An 18,236-nucleotide genomic window follows, 5' to 3' on the forward strand; every position below is an offset into this window, starting at 1 on the left:
GATAAGGTAGGTGGACTATATTGACCATCCACAGCAGGATCGGTTACTGTGTATGCATGAGAGATATGAACAGAAAGCGGGCGAGTGCAGCTATGAATGGAGTTAAGCCATTTAATACGATTCGAAAAAAACTGATGCTCCTGCTGCTCGCAGCAACGATTTTGCCCATCGCGACCTCCATGATTATCTCCTATAATGCGACAACCAAATCGATCACAGAGGAAGCCATTGCCAAAAATAATCGACTGCTTTCCCTAGGCAAAACCAATATTATGAACTACATGAACAACATTAATCAGAAATCACTCGCTGTCTATAACGCGATGAACGTACCGCGCTCCTTGTATTATATTTTGGAGCACAGTATGGAGGATGAGGTATTTCCGAACGATATTACCGACGTCATCCGCAATCGCAATCTACTGAAGGACCACCTGTACAACATCTATCAAAGCGTCAGCGAATTCCATAAAGTACGATTGTATGTCGTGAACCAAAACGCAACCTATCTACTCTGGAATGACGACATCAAGGTCGGACAAAATGTGGAGGAAATACCAGAAACTCTCAAGAAGGCCTATATTGAGCCTACGCATAAAAGCCATAATTACGGACTCGTCAATCTTAAATCATCCGCGAGCGAGGAGCTTGTATTCACGCTGCATCGCCCGATATTTCGTGCGCCAAGCGACGAGCTGCTCGCCGAGCTGTCCATCGATGTCAAGCTGCTTGTACTGGAGGACTTAAATCGTCAGCTCTATGACAGCGGTGAGGAAAGCTTCTATATTGTCGATGCCGAGGGACAAATTGTGCTATCCTCAAACAAAGCTGAGATTGGCACAGAAGCTGCGCAAAGCTGGCTCGGTTCTATTGTAGAATCCGGTCAGGACAGCGGGCATTTCGATTGGAAGGCGGGAGCGTTCGACGGGATGATTTTTTATGATCGAATTAAAACGCCATATATGGACTGGTATTTAATTAAGCAAACGCCTTATAAGCATCTCTTTAGCGCTGCGGATCGAATTGCCCGGATTAATACAGCCGTCGGAATTGTGTTTCTTGCTATCGTGGTGCTCGCGACATTATTCATTTCCATCCGATTTACGAAGCCACTGCTGCGCTTGATCGGGTACGTGAACAAAATTGAAACGGGTAATTTGAACGTATCGATCGACATTCACAGCAATGACGAAATCGGCCTGCTCGCCAGACGCTTCCGCTCGATGATGCAGACGATTAACAATTTGATTTTGACAGAATATCGGCTCGAGATTGCCAACAAGACCAATGAGCTGAAGGCGCTGCAAGCGCAGGTAAATCCTCACTTTTTGTATAATGCGCTGCAGTCGATCGGAACAGTTTCACTACAGCACGGTGATACGAAGGCTTATTCACTCATTACCTCCCTTGGCAAAATGATGCGCTATCACATGAACACGATGGATGCAGTCGTAGAGCTTAGCAGAGAACTCGATTATGTACAGGCCTATCTCGACCTTCAGAAGCAGCGCTTTGATACTGCTCTGCATATTCAGCTTCATATAGAGGAGCAATCCAGACATATTCTCGTTCCAAAAATGATTCTGCAGCCGCTGCTTGAAAATTTCTTCAAGCACGGCTTCGTGCAATCGTCCGAGGAGCCCTCGGAGCTGATCATTGCCAGCAAGCTGGATGAAACACAGACATGGCTCACCATTACCATTGCGGATAATGGACGCGGCCTGTCTGAAGAGCGCCGGCAGGAAATTTTGCTGAGGCTGGAGCGTGTGACCACGCACGGGGCTCCTCAGACGAGTAAGCAGGAGGAAGGAGGGATCGGCTTGCACAACGTGCTTTCAAGGCTGCGCCTGCATTTTAACGCAACGGCTTTCATGGAGCTTCAGCATGTGCAGCCGCACGGCTTTTCCGTAACGATCCATATTCCGCTGGCAAAGGAGAATGAAGGATGAAGGCATTAATCATTGACGATGAGAAGCATGTAAGAGAAGCCATTCGCCTGCTTGTACCGTGGGAACGCTTTGGCATCGATACGCTGCTCGAAGCACAGGACGGTATGTCCGCTACCCATCTCATCCGCACCGAACGACCGGAAATTATTTTTACCGATATGATGATGCCGAATATGGATGGCACAGAGCTGCTGCAATGGGTGGCGGAGCATGCGCCTGCTAGTAAAATTATCGTTATCAGCGGACATGATGACTTCAGTCTCGTGCGCCATGCGGTAAAGTATGGCGGTGTCGATTATATTTTGAAGCCGATTGATGCGGAGCAGCTGGTAGGTGCACTTACGAAAGCGGTCAACTGCTGGACGACCGAGGAGCAGGAACGCACCCGAAAGCTCCAAATGAATATCGAGCTCAACCAGCTTAAGCCTATCTATTTGGAGCAGTATTTCTCGGCGCTGATCAACGAGCCAGGCAGCTATCCCAGCTTAGCCGAGACGCTAAGGCAGGAACTTGGCATCACTAAGTCCGTTACACAAGCACGAATCGCCATCGCTAGATTTGATCTCACTTCTCCTAGCATTAGAGAGAAGTTTGTATCTGGGCTGGATTTGCTATTGTTTTCTTTGACGAATATTTGTAATGAGTTTCTTAAGGAGACAGAGCTTGGCTTCGCGCTTCGCCACCGGGGGCAGGAGCATGAGCTGCTGCTGCTGTTCTGGGGAGAGGGCGAGCAGGCGCCTCAGCTGCTTGCAGCCATAAACGATGCGATATTTTTGGCGCTGAAGACGCGTCTTCACTTTGGAGTCGGGCGCGCAGAAGCCTTTCCTCTGTCAGCAGCAAGCGCGTATCAGCAAGCAAAGCTCGCACTGCTTAGGCGTAATTTGCTCGTTCATGATTCGTATTGCCATCTGTTTGATGAAGCCCATTCTACTTCGGAAAATACACTGCTTCTCTTCAGCGAGCATGAAGAAAGCATACGATTCGCTGTACAAAGCGGCAGCAAGGAGCAAATACGCCGCGCCTTTCAGCCTTGGTTCGATAAGCTTGATCAAAGCGGATATATTTCACTCAAACAGCTATTTCCATGGAGACAGCAATATGAGCTTGCCAAAACGATATGGAAATCCAAAAGCGTTCAAAACCGCAGCAATGGACAGGAACGTCCTTCCGAAGAATCGGTATCGCTGCCTGTCGACGAAAATGGATCTTTTGATTACGAGCTGTGGAAGAAAATGATATATGAAGAGGCATGTGACGTTTCCTCGCAGCTTTCGGAGTCAGACAAAGAGCGCAGTGTGATCGATGACATTGCAAAATATATCGAGCAGCATCCGCAGGAGGAAATTACACTGCAGGATATATCGGAGCGCTTTTATTTGAGCAGAGAGTATATCTCGCGGAAATTCAAGCAGGAGACTAACGGGAATCTGTCGGATTTCATTGCTGAGGTTCGTATCAAACGCGCGAAGGAGCTGCTGGCGAATAGACAGCTAAAAATTTCACAGGTGGCCGAGCTTGTTGGTTTCCAGGACGAGAAATATTTTAGCCGTGTATTTAAGAAACGTACGAGCTGTTCTCCCAATGACTACCGCAAGCAGCATTACGGTGAAAATGAATAGAGCTGCATCGAAAAATGAAAAAAGCCCAGCTCTGTGAGAACGGCGTTAACCGCTCCCGCAAAGCTGGGCTTCTCGTTGACAAAGGCACCTACGTAATCGGTGTGCCCTTCTTCAACGCCTTCATGTCACTATTAGAGTTATTGAGGGCTGGCAGCATCTTCTCGCCGCTGACCATTGGTGCATGGCAGATCAAACATGTAGGCACATGCTCAAACGCGAAGTTATCGCGCATCCAACTGTTGCACCCTTCTGTCTCACATGTCCATACCTTCGTGTTTTCTTCCGGAATTTCTTCAAGCGGTTTTTTACGATTGTACATGTTCAGCCTCCTTCGCGATAAAAAAGGAAAAACTGCCTCGAACTTATGAGTAAGGGGCAGTTATCATTTATAAACAGCAGTGTATTTTGAATATTTGCTTCAAACTTGCAATGATTTTATTGTACCATATTTCGTCCAATAAAGGCAAATATCAGTTCATATTTTCGCGCCTTTTTTTGAAGGAATCACTATAGTACGCAAATAACTGCTCGACCGGTTTAAAATACAGATGCCCATCCTCCCATGGCTGAAAATGCAGATCCATTCTGGAGTCCCCCCAATTTGGAGGCGTCCCCGCTGTACTTAGCTTTCCAGGCAGCACTGGCTCCTCAACAACAGCGGGAAACTCCTGATAGCCAAAGAGCATGTTCTCATGCATTGCAATGATTTCGTATTTCGGTCCAAGGAAGGCCCGCTCCTCCTGCAGCTGGTAATGATAATAAATGTAGCTGGCTGCCATTTCCGGCTTCAAGTGCGCCACTCTGCCTACTCGACGCTCAACAGGCTCTTTGCGAAGCCAATGCTCATAGCTCGCCGGCTCATTGAAATGAAACACATCGATCATCGGAATCCATTTGTGCGAAGCTGCTTGTCCCGGCCAATCCTCTAAATACGAGGCCATCCTGGGCAAAATTTCCTCTGGCTCAAGCTGTCGATCAACGCTTTCGAAGTAAACATATACGTTGCGCTCCCACTTGAAGCAGCCTGCCGTCATTATTTCACCCTGCTCGATTAGCTCATGGACAGCTTGCTCCCGCTTCGCTGCATCGATCGCTTCTTCCTCCATGCCTTCCTTGATGTGCGCACGTGCAATAATTCTAAACATACATTCCCTCGCTTCGGTGATTTGTGCTAACAGGGCGTTGCTTTATCGCTATGTACTCAGCAGTTGAATACTAAGAGCCGCTCATTTCATTTTATGCAAATCGGTGCTTAATCAGAACCTGAAATATATTATCCATACATCGTTATCATAAGGCAGGGCAAGCTCTGCATTCAATGACTATTTTATAAAAAACTAATGCTCACGCTGTGATATTTGAATTGTTGGATATTCTAATGGAGGTAGCCCTATAATAAAGCCCGATCGAAGGAGGATAAGCGATATGGAAAGCACAAAAGAGTTTGTTGAGAGACTTAAAGCTACTCAGCACAAAGCCGAGCTCAATAAAAGACGCAATGGCAATGGCAATCCAGCAGAAAGACTCTCCAACAAGCAGCACGGCACCAATAAGTAATTAGAACCAAATGCCCCTCTAACCGCGAGTGCTCTAGAGGGGCATTTTTTTATGAAAAGCAGGAGAGTCCTCTTCCTAGTCGAATTTACATAACTTAGTAAATATCGTTAGGAGGAATACGTATGATTACTAAAAAGCTAGCTGTATTCGGCGTCTCGCTTGTATTCTTGCTTGGAAGTGCAGCAGGAGCGGTAGCAAATTCAAAATTCCAAGAAATAAAAGCAGCTCTGAACCCCGCATTAAACGTAGAGCTTAACGGCGAGCTTTTGGCACCTATGAAAGCAATCATTTATGAAGGAACCACGTATTTGCCCGTTCGCAATATAGCATCCATGGCTGCGCTCAGCAGCAAAATCGAATACGATCAGAAAAACAACAAGCTGGTGCTTGGCAGCAAAAAATCTATAAATGTATCTTCGCCGAGCAGCGAAGGCTTCTATCAGCTAATCATAAACGGCAACTGGCATCCTTCGCTTTTAACAAGAAATCATTTGCTGTACAGCAATTCCTACATGGGTATTGAGTTTTATTTCGAAAGCGTCGAAGGCAGCTCTCTGGACTCTTATACAGCTTCCGCGCTTAAAGCGATGGGAGGAAAATCCACTCATCAAGCAGAACTTACATTAGCGAAGCAAAAAGCAAAAGAAATCAGCTATGAAACCCCGGGCTCCGTTGGAAAGCTCGCTATCGTAAAATATGGATCTGATTATATTACTTTAAATTTTTTCGTCAGCAAGCCTCAGTTTAAAGCTTCAGATTTTGATGAATTCGAAAAAATAAAAACAAGCTTCAACATCCAATAGAGGGACAAGCTGGACGTTATACCGAATACTCATGGGGATAATATTCAATGCGTGAATCTGCTGCGATCGTCAGACGGTTATGTTCTGTATCGTATTCGACCGGACCGTCCTTGACGTAATACCATGTTTTTAGCGTAGGCTGATCGTCAAATTCTTGAAAGATAAATACGTTCAGCTCCTGCTTATGAGCAAGCAGCTCCTTAATCGCCTCGCTCCATGGCACGTCTACTGTAAATATCCAGCCTTCCCCATGCTGAACGAGCGTATAAGGAATATGCTGCTTATTGGTGTCAATAAACATCCGTCCGCCTACGGCATGCTTTACTTGAAACGTTTTCTTCATCCCGAATCCCTCCTTGAAAGCGTGCATACGCAAGCTTTAATTGCAAGCTATGGCAGATCAATCAGCATAAAAAAGGCCGGCTCCTTAGCAGTAAAAACAAGCTCCTCCACTGCCTCGATCTGAGCCGTATCACCTGTCGCCAACGTTTCGCCATGCACTTGCAGCTGACCCTCAATGATGAATACGAACTGTTTGCGACCAGACTTAACTTCGTACGGCAGCTGCTTGCCTGTCTCAAGCTTACTCAAATAGATCGTCATATCTTGGCCGATTGAGGCAGCTTCCTCCAGCCCTTGATCAGATACGACAGGAAGCAGCGCATTGTGCAGTTTATTAATATCGAACCTGCTCGCTTCGTAAGACGGCGCCATGCCCCGCTCCTTAGGCATAAACCACAGCTGAAGCAAACGAAGCTCCTCCGTCTCCGATGCATTGAACTCTGTATGAATGACACCTGTACCCGCCGACATACGCTGTACTTCGCCAAACGAGGTTACGACAGAATTGCCCATATTATCTTCATGTCTAATTAAACCGTTTAATACGATAGATACAATTTCCATATCACTATGCGGATGAGCGCCAAAGCCTTTGCCTGGATCTAAAGAATCGTCATTACACACACGCATAACACTAAAGCCTGTCCGATTCGGATCATGATAGCCACCGAATGAGAAGCTTGGCCGGCTGCGCAGCCAGCCGAGATCGGCTGAATGCCGCGTTGCATCGGAAAATACGTTAATCATCGTTTCTCCTCCAAACAACTGTTTATTTACTTACTTATTTATAGCAGTTTTCAGTCTAGCAAGCAAGCCTCGCGCTGTGGTTCGGTGCGCTGCACAACCCCGAATCTAAAGAATGATCTACTCGCGCAGCGCCCAAAACGTAGATTTCTAGTCCATCTTATATGTTTCCGTCAACTCAATCACCCACCGGATTTCGAAGCGGCTCGAAGCCTTTGATCTGACATTCAATAATGTCGCCATTACGAATAACGACAGCGCCCGGTGTTCCTGTCATAATAATATCGCCAGGGAGCAGCGTCATCACTTTCGAATGAAAGGCTACCGTAAACCACGGACGAAACTTCATGTTGAACACTTTATTTCGATGAGCTATCTCGTCGTTAATGACTGTCTTGACTTCCATTTCCAACGGGTCAGGAAATTCGTCCTTCGTTATGAGCTGCGGTCCGAAGCTGAAGAACGTATCAAAGCTTTTGGCTCTCGTTAAATAGCGCGGATTTCTCGCATGAATGTCAGACGCGGTAATGTCGATCGTCGTTGTGTAGCCAGCAATAACATCCTGAGCCTCGGCCTCTGTTATATTTTTGCATGTCTTGCCAATAATAATACCCAGCTCTGCCTCCGCCGTAATTTGCCCCGCACCAAGCGGAATACGAATGGCATCAAGCGGACCGATAAGCGTCGTATCCGGCTTCATGAAGCTGACCGGCTCATCATCAGGAGCAGTAGTTGCGAGCTCGGCAGCATCCTTCACATAATTCATGCCGATACCCCATATTTTGCGCGGATGTCGATACAAGGGCCCATATTCCACTTCTTCATAAGGAATAGCCGTCAGTTGAATTAACTTTTCCTTGCCGCCCTCGTCGTACCATTTTGATAGCTGCTCCAGCTCCGCAAACCGGATAAGCTCGAACAGCTCCGCGCTCCAGCCCGTTCCTTCTGATTTATTAATTGTTTCTATTAATACTAGTCCATTCTCGCTAGGAAGAGCGGCGAGCTCCTGTCCATTCACCTTTACAGTCGATATCTTCATACCCGCAGGCTCCTTTTCTTAGCTTAGCTGCTTTATTTTTTCTGCTGCGTTATTAGCTACCCATTCCAGCAGCCTTAGATCTTGGCCACGACCTGCGATAAAGGATATCCCTATAGGAAAACCAAGCTCGCCAGCTATCGGCACCGTCACCTGCGGCAATCCTGACAGTCCAGCCACACAACACATTTCGAGCGTCTGCATACGGCGCTGCTCTACCTCAGGGCCAGCCATATTTAGAAGCGGAGCAATCGCCGGTACTGCTGGAACAATCAGTATTGCATCATCTCCAAGCAAGGCGTCCATTCTGTGGCGCACCGCTTCACGCAGCGCATAGGCCTCAGCATTTTCTTCCGTCTTTAGCGTGCTCGCCCATGCAAATCGTTCAGCTATGCCAGGCCCGAACGAGGGCTTCACGCTTGTAATCCATTCCTCATGCTCACGCCAAATTTCAATTCCTTGAATCGTACGAAACGCATTCATCCAGTCCCGTAAACCGTCCGGAGCAACGACTACATCCTCATTCCATTCCACCAGTCCGCTCAGTGCGTCAAAGAAAGGCGACGCTGCTGCCATCGAATGCTCATCTGTTAATGACCATATATCTTGGGCAAGCAGCAATCTTGAGAAAGACTCTTCACTGTCCTCAGGCGAATCAAGCAAAATACGTCCCACATCAAGCAGCGTCTGGGCGTCGCGAGCCATCCAGCCCACTGTGTCAAAGCTGGGGGCGAGTGGAATTAGCCCGCCAGTGGGAACTGCTCCATGCGTAGGACGTATGCCATAGATCCCGCAATATGCGGCTGGCACTCGAATGGAGCCTCCCGTATCGGTACCAATAGCAAAATCCGCTAAACCTGCTGATACAGCAACCGCTGACCCGCTCGAGGAGCCACCGGGAATGCGGCCCGGCGCACTCAGGTTCATGGGTGTGCCGTAATGTGCGTTCTCACCATTAATGCTATACATAATTTCATCGGTAATGGTCGTTCCCTCAAGCCTGGCACCGCTGCGCAGAAGCTTATCTACAACGACAGCATGCCTGGTAGACGGGCCATGAGAGCGAAGCCAATCTGGATTGCCTGCTCCCGAAGTATGACCCGCAATATTAAACACATCCTTAACCGCAAACGTTTTTCCGCTAAGACTTCCTTCTGCCAGCGGCTCTACTACTACCTGCTCATTCGCATACGCGTTCCAGCTTTGCTTCATCTCTGTCCCTGCCTCCAGTTCGCTCGTCTTCATCACTACCAGCCTATAGCTGCCCCGTCGCAGCGCGGATCTGATCCGCCTTGAAGAAATCCCTGCTCATCGCGCATAATGGCGTGGGCATGCCCCATAATACCATCAAAATCTTTTACTTTTCGTACCGTATGTCCTGCCTGCGCCAATGACTCCAGCACCTCTGCAGCTACACGCCCTTCTATTTTCAGCTCCTGTGTAGGCTCGCCCCATGTTCGGCCCCACACCCATCTAGGCTCATTGATCGCTTGCTGCGGGTCCATTCCGTAATCTATCATTCGAGTAAATATCGCTGTCTGCGTCTGCGGCTGTCCTTCCCCGCCTTGCGTGCCGTAAAGCACCGCAGGCTTGCCATCGCGACTAGCCATCGCTGGCATTAACGTATGAAAGGTCCGCTTAGCAGGCTTAAGACTGTTTACATGATTCGGATCGAGCGAGAAGAAGGAGCCTCTATTTTGCAATAAAACACCTGTGTTTCCTGCCACCACGCCTGAACCAAACTCAAAGTATAAGCTTTGAATAAAGGAGACGGAATTCCCCTCCTCATCTACAACTGCCGCATAGGCAGTATCGCTGCCCAGCACCTCCGATTTTTCCGATGATGCACGATTCAGCTCGATAGAGGCTGCTAGACTCGCTGCGTAGCCTTTGTCCAGCAGCCGCTCCAGCGGCACGTTCGCAAACGCAGGATCGGATAAATATTGGTTTCGGTCGCGGAAGCTCAGCTTAAGCGACTCGACACATAGCTGATAGTAATCATGGGAGCCATGCTCGATTTCACCGAGCTTAAATTGCTCCAATATTTGAAGCGCCATAATCGCGGAGAAGCCCTGTGAATTGGGCGGCATCTGATGAAGCGTGTAGCCACGGTAGCTGCCCTCGATCGGCGTCACCCAATCGCCATGATGATCCGCCAAATCATCCGCTGTCAAAAGGCCATCATGCTTGCCTAGAAAACGAACGATTTCCTTCGCAGTCTCACCCTTATAAAACTCATCGCGGCCAAATTCCGCTAAGCGCCGCAGCGTCTTCGCAAGCGCAGGCTGCTTAAATCGCTCGCCTATCTTTACGGCCTGCCCGCCTGGCAAATAAATATCCGCCGTCTCAAGTGTCCTCGCCAGCACCGCTTCGTTATGCACCGTATTATGATATTGATCCTTCGACATTGGAAAACCATTTTCAGCATATTCGATAGCAGGAGCCAGCACCTTCGCCCATGAAAGCCGTCCGTATTCACGATGAACCGCATCCCAGCCGTCAACCATGCCGGGCACCGTCACAATACTTTCAATACCGCGATTCGGAATGGCCGACATGCCTGCGTAGGCACCTATATTAGCGTTATATCCAGAACGACCGCTGGCGTTGTAGCCGCGTGCCTTTCCTTCCGAATGCTCATAGCTGAGCCAGAAGGAATCTCCTCCCAAGCTTGTCATATGCGGATAAACGACTGCGAGACAGGCACTGACGGCAACAGCGGCATCAAACGCATTGCCGCCCTGCTCCAAAATACGCGCCCCAGCCGCAGTAGCCAAATAATGAGGGCTGACAATCATTGCTTTCGTACCGATTACGGACTGATTCACGGCTACCACTCCCAAAAAAAGTTTACGATTATGAATAAATTCACTATAAATATAATTCAATGTCAGATTACCTAACACAATCTATGAATTTAAAATAACACTTTCATAGATGATAGGCAACTAAAATGTAATCAAAATTAATTTATTGTATTGAAAACGACTGACAATGTGTATATATTTATACATATGGTAATCGAAACACGATATTACAGTACACCTTGAAATTTAACCAAAGAGAATTGGAGCTGATCATACATGCATTCCAAACCGCTTGATGAGTCATCGGAAATCGGAATTGATGACATCGATCGTAAAATCATTGCAGAACTTAATATTAATGGGAGAATATCTTACACTGACTTAGCGAAAGAAATTGGTTTATCTCGTGTAGCCGTACAATCAAGAATCAATGCGTTAATGGATAGCGGCGTAATTGAACGCTTCACTGCCGTCATCAACCCTGAACGAATTGGTATACAGGTGTCGGCTTTTTTCAATGTTGAGGTGGAGCCCAAGCATCTGCACGCCGCAGCCGATCAGCTATCGGAGGAGCCATTTGTCACCAGCCTCTATCACATGACCGGACCTAGCAAGCTGCATATGCATGGTCTATTCCGCAACAATCAGGAGATGGAGTATTTCTTGAAAGAGAAGCTCTACCCGCTGCCCGGCATTATGAGCGTCGACTGTCAGGTACTCATTAATCGTTACAAAAGCCGAATGGGAATGAGGCTGTAGCATATGGGAAATAAAATAATGAACAACCGCTATATGCAGCTATCTTGGGCGATGATGAAGACGGGCATTATCGGTTATGGAGGCGGACCTTCGGTTATTCCGCTTATTCGTTACGAGGCAGTCACCAATTACAAGTGGATTGAAGATGAGGAGTTTGGCGAGATTCTTGCGATAGCCAATGCATTGCCCGGTCCTATTGCAACCAAAATGGCCGCTTATCTGGGCTATAGAGAGAAAGGAACCCTTGGAGCTGTTACAGCGGTTCTTGCCCACATCATTCCGTCCGGCCTTGCGATGATTTTGCTGCTGAGCTTTGTTCAGTATTTGAGCAGCGCCGCCTTTATTCAAGGGATGATCGGCGCGGTAACGCCCGTCGTCGCTGTTATGCTCGGCATGATGGCTTATGAGTTCGGTGAACGAGCAGTCAAAGGGCTCGGCAAATATGTCGGCTTCGGATTTTTCGCGATCGCTTTCGGCTTGCTGCAGGGCATCCATATTCATCCCGCAATCGTCATTGTTGCGTTTCTTGGCTACGGTGCTTTTCATCTGAGAACAGTCGCTGCGCTTCAGCGAAGAAAACAGAAGAAGCAGCAGCGCCGCGCACAGCAGAAGGAGGGTGTAACTCGTGGAATGGATTAATTTAATTATCGGTTTCTTTGTTGCCAATGCGCTCGGCTATGGCGGGGGACCTGCCTCCATTCCGCTTATGTACCGGGAGATCGTGACCAATCATGCGTGGACAACGCCGGTGGAGTTTTCGAATATCCTGGCTTTAGGAAATGCACTCCCAGGACCAATAGCAACAAAAATTGCCGCTTTTGTCGGCTACGACGTCGGAGGATGGATCGGCTTAATCGCGGCCCTTACGGCAACGATAGTACCTTCAGCTATAGCACTTATTCTGCTTCTTAAAGTATTGCAAAAGCATCGGCAATCGCCCGTTGTGAAGGGCATGACGCTGCTCGTGCAGCCCGTCATTGCGATCATGATGCTGCTTCTCACATGGCAAATGGCGGAGAGCTCTGTCGAATCGATTGGTATTATTCAATCCCTTATTATTGCTGCCGTCGCCTTCTGGGCGATGCAATTCCGCAAAATCCATCCTGCCATCGTCATCGTTATCGCATTTGCTTACGGCGGGCTCGTCATCCCGCACCTGAATGTTCTTTAGTTCGCTGAAATCATTTATGCTAGCTCGACAATGCAAATTTCAACACTCTGCTAAGGGCTGCTGGCAGCACACTCACATGTCCTTCTTCCGGAAACTTCACCAGTTTCGAATAAAAGCCTTTGGCTGCGAGCGGCTTTAAGCTTTCAGCCAGCTGCTCGGAATCCATCACCATATCCGGAAGCTCATCCGCACCGATGGTAATCATGAGCCTTGGCAGCGTATCGACATGAAGCTCCATCGCTTCAAAGCTTGCTTTCTCCTCCAGCACTGCATGACCATTCCACCAGATAGAGGGACTTCCCGCTACAAAATTTTGAAATGACTGCGGACGGTTGAATAAGGCATGAAGAACAAACAACCCTCCTAGAGAGTGCCCAAAAATTGTTTGTCGATTTTTATCAATCGGGTAGTCCTTCTCAATCTCAGGCATGAGCTCCGCCTCAATAAAGTCAAGAAAGAGATCAGCTCCGCCATGTTCCGGCCATGCCTGTCCATTAGGGCGAACAGGCAGCTTCTCCACCTGCGCAGGCATGGTGAAGTCATAGCAGCGCCGATCCATATCAAAGGGCTCCCTTGATGGATAGCCAATACCCACGATAACGACAGGATCATAACCATGAGGCTTACGCGTCTGCAAGCGAGCCGCCTCAGCCAATGTATCAAATACGGCATCACCATCCAAAGCATAAATTATAGGGTAGCCTTGCGAGGGGGGAGCCTCTTTCGGTCTTGCAATCCTAATATGATACTCCAGCTGCTTATGACTCGAATATAAAATATACTCAACATTCCCGGTAATAGAGCCGCTTATCGATGTCTCCTTGCTCATGGTGCTAGAAGCGCGACAACATCATCAATCATTTTGCCATAAGCAATCAGTCCGCTGCCTGTCCAGTATTGATCACTGACTTCAAATACATTTTCATTTTTAGCAGCAGGCATGCTTTTCCAGATCGCATTATCCGTTAGCTCCATAATGTTTGCCGTACCAGTACCCCCGTAATTAATGGTAAAAATAAAGTCGGCATCCAAATCAGGAAGAATTTCTAAAGATGCATCTAAACTGTTCGCCGTTTCTAACAGCTTGCTTTTGCCAATTCCAAGCTCATGTGAGAGAACATAGCCTCCGAAATAATTACCGCCAATTAGGTACATGCCTTTTCCGTTAAAATTAATTAATACTGCGTTTTTCCCATCTACGACAGGTGCGAGCTTAGCTTTGGCCTCTTCTTTCTTTTGCTCGTATGCACTCAGAGCATTAACCGCTTCTTCAGGCTTGCCAAGCAGCTCACCAAGCTTTGTAATGGAGCTTTCCAGATCGCCGGCAGCATTATTAAACACATAGGTTGGTGCAATTTTCGAATAATTCTCGTAAACGCCGTTCTCAGCATAAAATGCGTTATGCAAAATAATCAAATCAGGCTCAAACGCCATTACCACCTCAGGGGATGGCGGCAGACCGCCGGCAAAATTGGCTAACGGCACATCCTGGAGCTGATCCTGCAAATACTTCTGTCCTACTCCCCCGTCAGCCCATTGCACCACAGGCTTAACGCCTATACTAAGTAGAGAATCCTCCATATAAGGAGCAAATACCTTTAAAGGCTTGGCTGGTATTGTGAGTTCATGATCTTGCTCATCAATGACGACCTTAGTCGACGGCTCTTCTTGGACCTCTACTGCCGCAGTTTCTACTGGGGCTATGGTCTCCTCTGCAGGTCCAACATCATGACCAGCATTGGAACCGCAGGCAGAAAGCAGACTAACGGTCATTACAACCAAAAGTAATATAAGACTGCTTTTTTTCAGTAATTTTAAATACGGGTACGATTTTTGAAACATAAAAAAATCTCCTCCTGTGATAATTATTCTCATTTAGGAAGATTATAATGGATGCGCCTCGGAGTCTCCATGCATTTTATCCATATCCATATTTGGACAATGTCCTGTTAACAGCAGCAGCATTTCATCCAGCATACGATTAGCCGCAACCGCCGAAGATTCGCACCACGGGTCAGATGGAACAACATAGACATTGCCTTTTTGCACCGCTTTAAGGAAACGCCAGCTCTTATCATGCTGAAGAGATAACCAATACGCCCGCGACTCTGCCTCCGGACAAACCAAAAGAATAAACCGATCAGCATCAAGCTCATTCAACTGCTCCAACGTGATCAGCTGATTGTACAGTGACTCCTCCGCATAGGCGGAAGAAAGCTTCAGATCACGATATAATACGCCTTGAATAGCATGATTGCAGTATAAATGGAGCCCTTGGCCATACACGCGAAGAACGACAAAGGTATCCTCCCCTATCGTCTGCTGCATCTGCTTTCGAGCCAGTTCCAGCTTCTGTTCATAACCTTCAATCCAGGCTGTAGCTTGCTTTTCCCGTTCTACAAATACAGCGATCTGATAGAGCTGCTCTCTCCAGCCTGTTCCCGAGACCTCTACAAATAGCGAAGGCGCAATGCTGCTAAGCCTCTGCTTTTCTTCCTCCTGCAAATATCCGAAGCCCACAATCGCATCCGGTCGGCTCTTAATGAGCTTATCTGATTCCTCCAAGCTTTGCGCATCCCCATAGCTCATATGAACCTTGATTTTCGTTTGATAAACATTGTAGTAATAAGGAGTCCACTTCGAGTCGAGCGGTGCTGCAACTGGAATGATGTTAAGCGCTAGAAGCTGACCAATAATCGAAGGTGAGCAAGCCGCAATACGCTTTCGCGGATGCTTGACGAATGCGGAGGGCGATACTCCAACCTCTTTCTTGAACTTCCGGCTAAAATAAAACTCATCGCTATATCCGACCCTCTGAGCAATCTCCCTCAGCCGATATTCCGTCTCAATTAAATATCTTTTCGCCCGGTTAATGCGCAGATCCGTCAAGAAGTCCATCGCACTTTGACCATAGGTTTTCGTAAACAGGTCAACGAAATATTTTGGACTAATATTCGCCATCGCAGCCAGTTGTTCAACAGACAGCTGCTCGTTAAAATGCTGCTCCATAAACACCCGAATTTCAAACAAATCAGTCTTAGGCTGCCGAGCCTTCTCTGTTTTCGAATGATTCCGTTCCCAATGCATCACATACCCCCTAAGCCTATTCCATCCGATCTGTCCATTCTGAATAATTTCCTTATAACAACTTCATACATTATATCATCATTGAGAATCGTTATCAATTATAGATAGCTGCAGATGTGTCCTTATAGCAAATGAAAAATAGCAAAAAAACAGCAGCCCAAGGAATCTCCTCGAGCTGCTGTTATTTATTTTAAAGGCTCTTATATTCGTCCGCGAATCCCATCAATATAAGCCTTCGACTGCGCCATCTGATGCTCCTTCGCTTCCTCCATAATGATCTGGACATGCGGCTTATATTGATTTAGAAGCTTCATATAAAGCTCATAGTTCATCTTGCCAAGTCCAGCCGTCACGGTTCCTAGCTCACCATTATCCAGCAAAATACGATCCTTCGCATGGGCTGCAATAATTCGGTCGCCAAGCAGTTCGAACGCTTCTTCGATCACTTGATCCTGTTTCGCAAAATTTGCAGCCGTCAGCAGGTTGCCCGGATCGATAACGACGCCGATATTGGAGGAAGGAACCTCCTCCAGCATACGAGCAAGCTCGGGAGCCGTCCCGATCAAATGGTCATTTGCCGCCTCGAGGCCAACAAATACGCCCCATTTCTCTGCTTCCTCTACCAGCTCTTCCAGAGTAGCTTTCATAGTCGCCCAGTCGCGGTCGGTGTAGTCGTTGCCCTCATTGCGTCCAGTTTCAGCCGCCACCATTGGCGCTCCAAAAAACTTGGCATAACGCAGAAGCTCCTTAAAACGATTCACGTTCGCACGGCGAAGCTTCTCGTCTCGTTCAAACAAGTGAACGTAGCAGCCTAGCACCGAGATTGAAACACCATGCTTATCGAATTGCTCGCCGATTGCATTCGCAAGCCCTGGACTTATATTGCCCGGCTTGCTGAAATCCACATCGCTAATCGCCTTCCACAATGCAAGCTGAACATGCGTAAAGCCGCTTTCCGCTACTTTAGGAGCAAGCTCCTTATAGGGCAAGCTTCCGAATAAATGAGCTAATACACCGACTGACATCTGACCGTCTCCTTCATATTAGACGCTGCCCCCGAGTGCGACCTCCACCTTGGGCGCGTACACTTTTTTGGCTAGATAGGATTGCGCAATCATAAAGATACCGCCCGCCACCCAGTACAACGAAATAGCTGCAGGTGCCGATAAGGCGAACACGCCCATGAGAACCGGTGACAAATATCCCATGAAAGCAAGCTGCTTCTGCTGAGCCGCATTTGCGTTTGGCTGCGCTGTTTGCGATACCTTGAACTGCACAAAATAAACGAGCGCCGCGATGATCGGAAGCACAATATCAGGCGAGCCCAGCTTGAACCAAAGGAAAGAATGATCCGCCAGCTCGGGGGTCAGCTTAATGGCTGAATATAGACCCATCAATATTGGCATTTGAATGAGCATCGGCAAGCAGCCAATGGCAAGCGGATTGACCTTATGCTTCTGATAAAGCTGCATCGTTTCCTGCTGAAGCTTCTGCTTGGAATCTGCATCTGACTTGTTCTTATATTTGTCTTGAAGCTGCTTAAGCTCGGGCTGAAGTATTGCCATCTTTGTCTTCATCTGACTTTGCGAGCGATACTGGCGCATCATAAGCGGCAGCAGCAACAGACGGATAATCAGGGTAATGCCGATAATCGCAAAACCATAATTACCATGGAACATATCTGCCAAATACTGAAGAACCGCAGATAACGGATAGATCACATAATGATTGAATACCCCTGGTGTATTTCCATCGATCGTACCGCTAGCGGTACTGCAGCCGCTTACTAGAAGCAGGCCTGCCAGCATCATGCCGGCCAATAACAGTCGTCCATATTTTAATGAAGGGAATACATTGCTCGGTTGCATAAAAATCCTCCTCGTTTGTTTGAAAATAGCGCTACAAACGAGGCGGAGCAGTCTGCTATGTCGTCATCCGGCGATTCCTTTCGCTTAACCTTCCTTACCAGCCAGTGCCGCAGTGGAACAGTGCGTAACAGCACCTGCGGCAATGCAATATACAATATACTTACAACCCTGTGCCGTTCCCAATACTCATAGGCTCCTGAATGCAAATGTGCAGCATAGGCGTAAGCCAAGGAGCATAACAAGCTAATCGAAATCAAATACGGTATAATGTCATGCAGCTCAAACTCAAACAATGTATTCACCTCCCTTCCTTGCATTAATAATCAAAATACTTTTCATTCTATTTGGTTATTATATCAGTAATTCTGTTCTAATTACGAGTACAACCATCACAAATATGTTACAGCTCTAATTTAGTTGGTTATTTACAAATAGATGGTGAACAACATATACTTTCTAGGTTGCATTGGCCGATAGACAGCCGCATTTCAGTG

Annotated in this window: 20 protein-coding genes; 7 read left to right on the forward strand and 13 right to left on the reverse strand. The window is 47.5% G+C overall.

From position 1 onward, the window contains the following. Positions 1 to 92: 92 nt before the first annotated feature. Together MHI37_RS29650 and MHI37_RS29655 are read left to right on the forward strand one after the other, a co-directional pair. A complete protein-coding gene (locus MHI37_RS29650) occupies positions 93 to 1,949 on the forward strand; it encodes a sensor histidine kinase (RefSeq protein WP_076335674.1) in 1,857 nt (618 codons plus the stop codon). Continuing rightward, a complete protein-coding gene (locus tag MHI37_RS29655; RefSeq protein WP_076335575.1) occupies positions 1,946 to 3,568 on the forward strand; it encodes a response regulator in 1,623 nt (540 codons plus the stop codon). Before MHI37_RS29650 ends, MHI37_RS29655 begins: the two co-directional genes overlap by 4 nt. Before the next feature lie 88 nt (positions 3,569 to 3,656). Here MHI37_RS29655 and MHI37_RS29660 read toward each other — a convergent pair whose 3' ends face one another. Together MHI37_RS29660 and MHI37_RS29665 are read right to left on the reverse strand one after the other, a co-directional pair. Next, the gene (locus tag MHI37_RS29660; RefSeq protein WP_076335576.1) at positions 3,657 to 3,887 is read right to left on the reverse strand and encodes a cold-shock protein; all 231 of its coding nucleotides are present in this window, start codon (positions 3,885 to 3,887) and stop codon (positions 3,657 to 3,659) included. 151 nt (positions 3,888 to 4,038) lie between these two features. Further along, the gene (locus MHI37_RS29665; protein ID WP_076335577.1) at positions 4,039 to 4,713 is read right to left on the reverse strand and encodes a hypothetical protein; all 675 of its coding nucleotides are present in this window, start codon (positions 4,711 to 4,713) and stop codon (positions 4,039 to 4,041) included. A 280-nt stretch (positions 4,714 to 4,993) separates the two neighbouring features. Between MHI37_RS29665 and MHI37_RS29670 the strand changes: the two genes are divergently transcribed. Together MHI37_RS29670 and MHI37_RS29675 are read left to right on the forward strand one after the other, a co-directional pair. Beyond that, positions 4,994 to 5,125, forward strand: a complete 132-nt coding sequence (locus tag MHI37_RS29670; RefSeq protein ID WP_076335578.1) for a DUF4023 family protein — start codon at positions 4,994 to 4,996, stop codon at positions 5,123 to 5,125. A 122-nt stretch (positions 5,126 to 5,247) separates the two neighbouring features. Continuing rightward, positions 5,248 to 5,928, forward strand: a complete 681-nt coding sequence (locus MHI37_RS29675; protein WP_076335579.1) for a hypothetical protein — start codon at positions 5,248 to 5,250, stop codon at positions 5,926 to 5,928. Between the two features lie 16 nt (positions 5,929 to 5,944). Here the strand turns inward: MHI37_RS29675 and MHI37_RS29680 are convergent, their stop codons facing one another. The 5 genes from MHI37_RS29680 to ggt all read right to left on the reverse strand — a co-directional run bounded on the left by MHI37_RS29680 (position 5,945) and on the right by ggt (position 10,878). After that, the gene (locus MHI37_RS29680; RefSeq protein WP_076335580.1) at positions 5,945 to 6,271 is read right to left on the reverse strand and encodes a hypothetical protein; all 327 of its coding nucleotides are present in this window, start codon (positions 6,269 to 6,271) and stop codon (positions 5,945 to 5,947) included. Between the two features lie 47 nt (positions 6,272 to 6,318). After that, on the reverse strand, positions 6,319 to 7,017 hold the full coding sequence (locus MHI37_RS29685) for a pirin family protein (RefSeq protein ID WP_076335581.1): 699 nt from the start codon (positions 7,015 to 7,017) through the stop codon (positions 6,319 to 6,321). Between the two features lie 175 nt (positions 7,018 to 7,192). Then, positions 7,193 to 8,053, reverse strand: coding sequence for a fumarylacetoacetate hydrolase family protein (locus MHI37_RS29690; RefSeq protein WP_076335582.1), 861 nt, complete (start codon positions 8,051 to 8,053; stop codon positions 7,193 to 7,195). Positions 8,054 to 8,071: 18 nt separating this feature from the next. Beyond that, entirely contained in the window at positions 8,072 to 9,295 is a 1,224-nt protein-coding gene (locus tag MHI37_RS29695; RefSeq protein WP_256710071.1) for an amidase, read from the reverse strand. 2 nt (positions 9,296 to 9,297) lie between these two features. Then, the gene (gene ggt / locus MHI37_RS29700) at positions 9,298 to 10,878 is read right to left on the reverse strand and encodes a gamma-glutamyltransferase (protein ID WP_256710073.1); all 1,581 of its coding nucleotides are present in this window, start codon (positions 10,876 to 10,878) and stop codon (positions 9,298 to 9,300) included. A 255-nt stretch (positions 10,879 to 11,133) separates the two neighbouring features. Between ggt and MHI37_RS29705 the strand changes: the two genes are divergently transcribed. Genes MHI37_RS29705 through MHI37_RS29715 form a run of 3 tightly spaced genes read left to right on the forward strand, consistent with a single transcriptional unit; the run spans position 11,134 to position 12,787 of the window. After that, the gene (locus MHI37_RS29705) at positions 11,134 to 11,616 is read left to right on the forward strand and encodes an Lrp/AsnC family transcriptional regulator (RefSeq protein WP_076335584.1); all 483 of its coding nucleotides are present in this window, start codon (positions 11,134 to 11,136) and stop codon (positions 11,614 to 11,616) included. 3 nt (positions 11,617 to 11,619) lie between these two features. After that, on the forward strand, positions 11,620 to 12,255 hold the full coding sequence (locus tag MHI37_RS29710; RefSeq protein ID WP_306010661.1) for a chromate transporter: 636 nt from the start codon (positions 11,620 to 11,622) through the stop codon (positions 12,253 to 12,255). Beyond that, the gene (locus MHI37_RS29715; protein WP_076335585.1) at positions 12,242 to 12,787 is read left to right on the forward strand and encodes a chromate transporter; all 546 of its coding nucleotides are present in this window, start codon (positions 12,242 to 12,244) and stop codon (positions 12,785 to 12,787) included. Before MHI37_RS29710 ends, MHI37_RS29715 begins: the two co-directional genes overlap by 14 nt. Positions 12,788 to 12,806: 19 nt before the next feature. On the opposite strand, the gene MHI37_RS29720 is transcribed toward MHI37_RS29715, so the two are convergent. From MHI37_RS29720 to MHI37_RS29745, 6 genes are all read right to left on the reverse strand, one after another. Beyond that, positions 12,807 to 13,616: an alpha/beta hydrolase-fold protein gene (locus MHI37_RS29720; RefSeq protein WP_076335586.1), complete on the reverse strand. Its 810-nt coding sequence runs from the start codon at positions 13,614 to 13,616 to the stop codon at positions 12,807 to 12,809. Then, on the reverse strand, positions 13,613 to 14,629 hold the full coding sequence (locus MHI37_RS29725) for an ABC transporter substrate-binding protein (protein ID WP_076335587.1): 1,017 nt from the start codon (positions 14,627 to 14,629) through the stop codon (positions 13,613 to 13,615). The genes MHI37_RS29720 and MHI37_RS29725 overlap by 4 nt, the downstream gene beginning before the upstream one ends. A gap of 42 nt (positions 14,630 to 14,671) precedes the next feature. Continuing rightward, the gene (locus tag MHI37_RS29730; RefSeq protein WP_076335588.1) at positions 14,672 to 15,874 is read right to left on the reverse strand and encodes an AraC family transcriptional regulator; all 1,203 of its coding nucleotides are present in this window, start codon (positions 15,872 to 15,874) and stop codon (positions 14,672 to 14,674) included. A 200-nt stretch (positions 15,875 to 16,074) separates the two neighbouring features. Beyond that, entirely contained in the window at positions 16,075 to 16,899 is an 825-nt protein-coding gene (locus MHI37_RS29735; RefSeq protein WP_076335589.1) for a sugar phosphate isomerase/epimerase, read from the reverse strand. Between the two features lie 18 nt (positions 16,900 to 16,917). Continuing rightward, positions 16,918 to 17,742, reverse strand: coding sequence for a membrane protein insertase YidC (gene yidC, locus MHI37_RS29740; RefSeq protein WP_076335590.1), 825 nt, complete (start codon positions 17,740 to 17,742; stop codon positions 16,918 to 16,920). Continuing rightward, positions 17,712 to 18,035 (reverse strand): hypothetical protein, encoded by a 324-nt coding sequence (locus MHI37_RS29745; RefSeq protein WP_076335591.1) that lies wholly within the window; start codon positions 18,033 to 18,035, stop codon positions 17,712 to 17,714. The genes yidC and MHI37_RS29745 overlap by 31 nt, the downstream gene beginning before the upstream one ends. Positions 18,036 to 18,236: the final 201 nt, after the last annotated feature.

This window comes from Paenibacillus sp. FSL H8-0548, from assembly GCF_038630985.1.
GTDB lineage: Bacteria > Bacillota > Bacilli > Paenibacillales > Paenibacillaceae > Pristimantibacillus.

Excerpts from the sequence above, each read along its gene's own strand:
- MHI37_RS29650 (WP_076335674.1), top strand. The coding sequence starts at position 93 with ATGAATGGAGTTAAGCCATTTAATACGATTCGAAAAAAACTGATGCTC.
- MHI37_RS29655 (WP_076335575.1), top strand. The coding sequence starts at position 1,946 with ATGAAGGCATTAATCATTGACGATGAGAAGCATGTAAGAGAAGCCATT.
- MHI37_RS29660 (WP_076335576.1), bottom strand. The coding sequence starts at position 3,887 with ATGTACAATCGTAAAAAACCGCTTGAAGAAATTCCGGAAGAAAACACG.
- MHI37_RS29665 (WP_076335577.1), bottom strand. The coding sequence starts at position 4,713 with ATGTTTAGAATTATTGCACGTGCGCACATCAAGGAAGGCATGGAGGAA.
- MHI37_RS29670 (WP_076335578.1), top strand. The coding sequence starts at position 4,994 with ATGGAAAGCACAAAAGAGTTTGTTGAGAGACTTAAAGCTACTCAGCAC.
- MHI37_RS29675 (WP_076335579.1), top strand. The coding sequence starts at position 5,248 with ATGATTACTAAAAAGCTAGCTGTATTCGGCGTCTCGCTTGTATTCTTG.
- MHI37_RS29680 (WP_076335580.1), bottom strand. The coding sequence starts at position 6,271 with ATGAAGAAAACGTTTCAAGTAAAGCATGCCGTAGGCGGACGGATGTTT.
- MHI37_RS29685 (WP_076335581.1), bottom strand. The coding sequence starts at position 7,017 with ATGATTAACGTATTTTCCGATGCAACGCGGCATTCAGCCGATCTCGGC.
- MHI37_RS29690 (WP_076335582.1), bottom strand. The coding sequence starts at position 8,053 with ATGAAGATATCGACTGTAAAGGTGAATGGACAGGAGCTCGCCGCTCTT.
- MHI37_RS29695 (WP_256710071.1), bottom strand. The coding sequence starts at position 9,295 with ATGAAGACGAGCGAACTGGAGGCAGGGACAGAGATGAAGCAAAGCTGG.
- MHI37_RS29705 (WP_076335584.1), top strand. The coding sequence starts at position 11,134 with ATGCATTCCAAACCGCTTGATGAGTCATCGGAAATCGGAATTGATGAC.
- MHI37_RS29710 (WP_306010661.1), top strand. The coding sequence starts at position 11,620 with ATGGGAAATAAAATAATGAACAACCGCTATATGCAGCTATCTTGGGCG.
- MHI37_RS29720 (WP_076335586.1), bottom strand. The coding sequence starts at position 13,616 with ATGAGCAAGGAGACATCGATAAGCGGCTCTATTACCGGGAATGTTGAG.
- MHI37_RS29725 (WP_076335587.1), bottom strand. The coding sequence starts at position 14,629 with ATGTTTCAAAAATCGTACCCGTATTTAAAATTACTGAAAAAAAGCAGT.
- MHI37_RS29730 (WP_076335588.1), bottom strand. The coding sequence starts at position 15,874 with ATGCATTGGGAACGGAATCATTCGAAAACAGAGAAGGCTCGGCAGCCT.
- MHI37_RS29735 (WP_076335589.1), bottom strand. The coding sequence starts at position 16,899 with ATGTCAGTCGGTGTATTAGCTCATTTATTCGGAAGCTTGCCCTATAAG.
- yidC (WP_076335590.1), bottom strand. The coding sequence starts at position 17,742 with ATGCAACCGAGCAATGTATTCCCTTCATTAAAATATGGACGACTGTTA.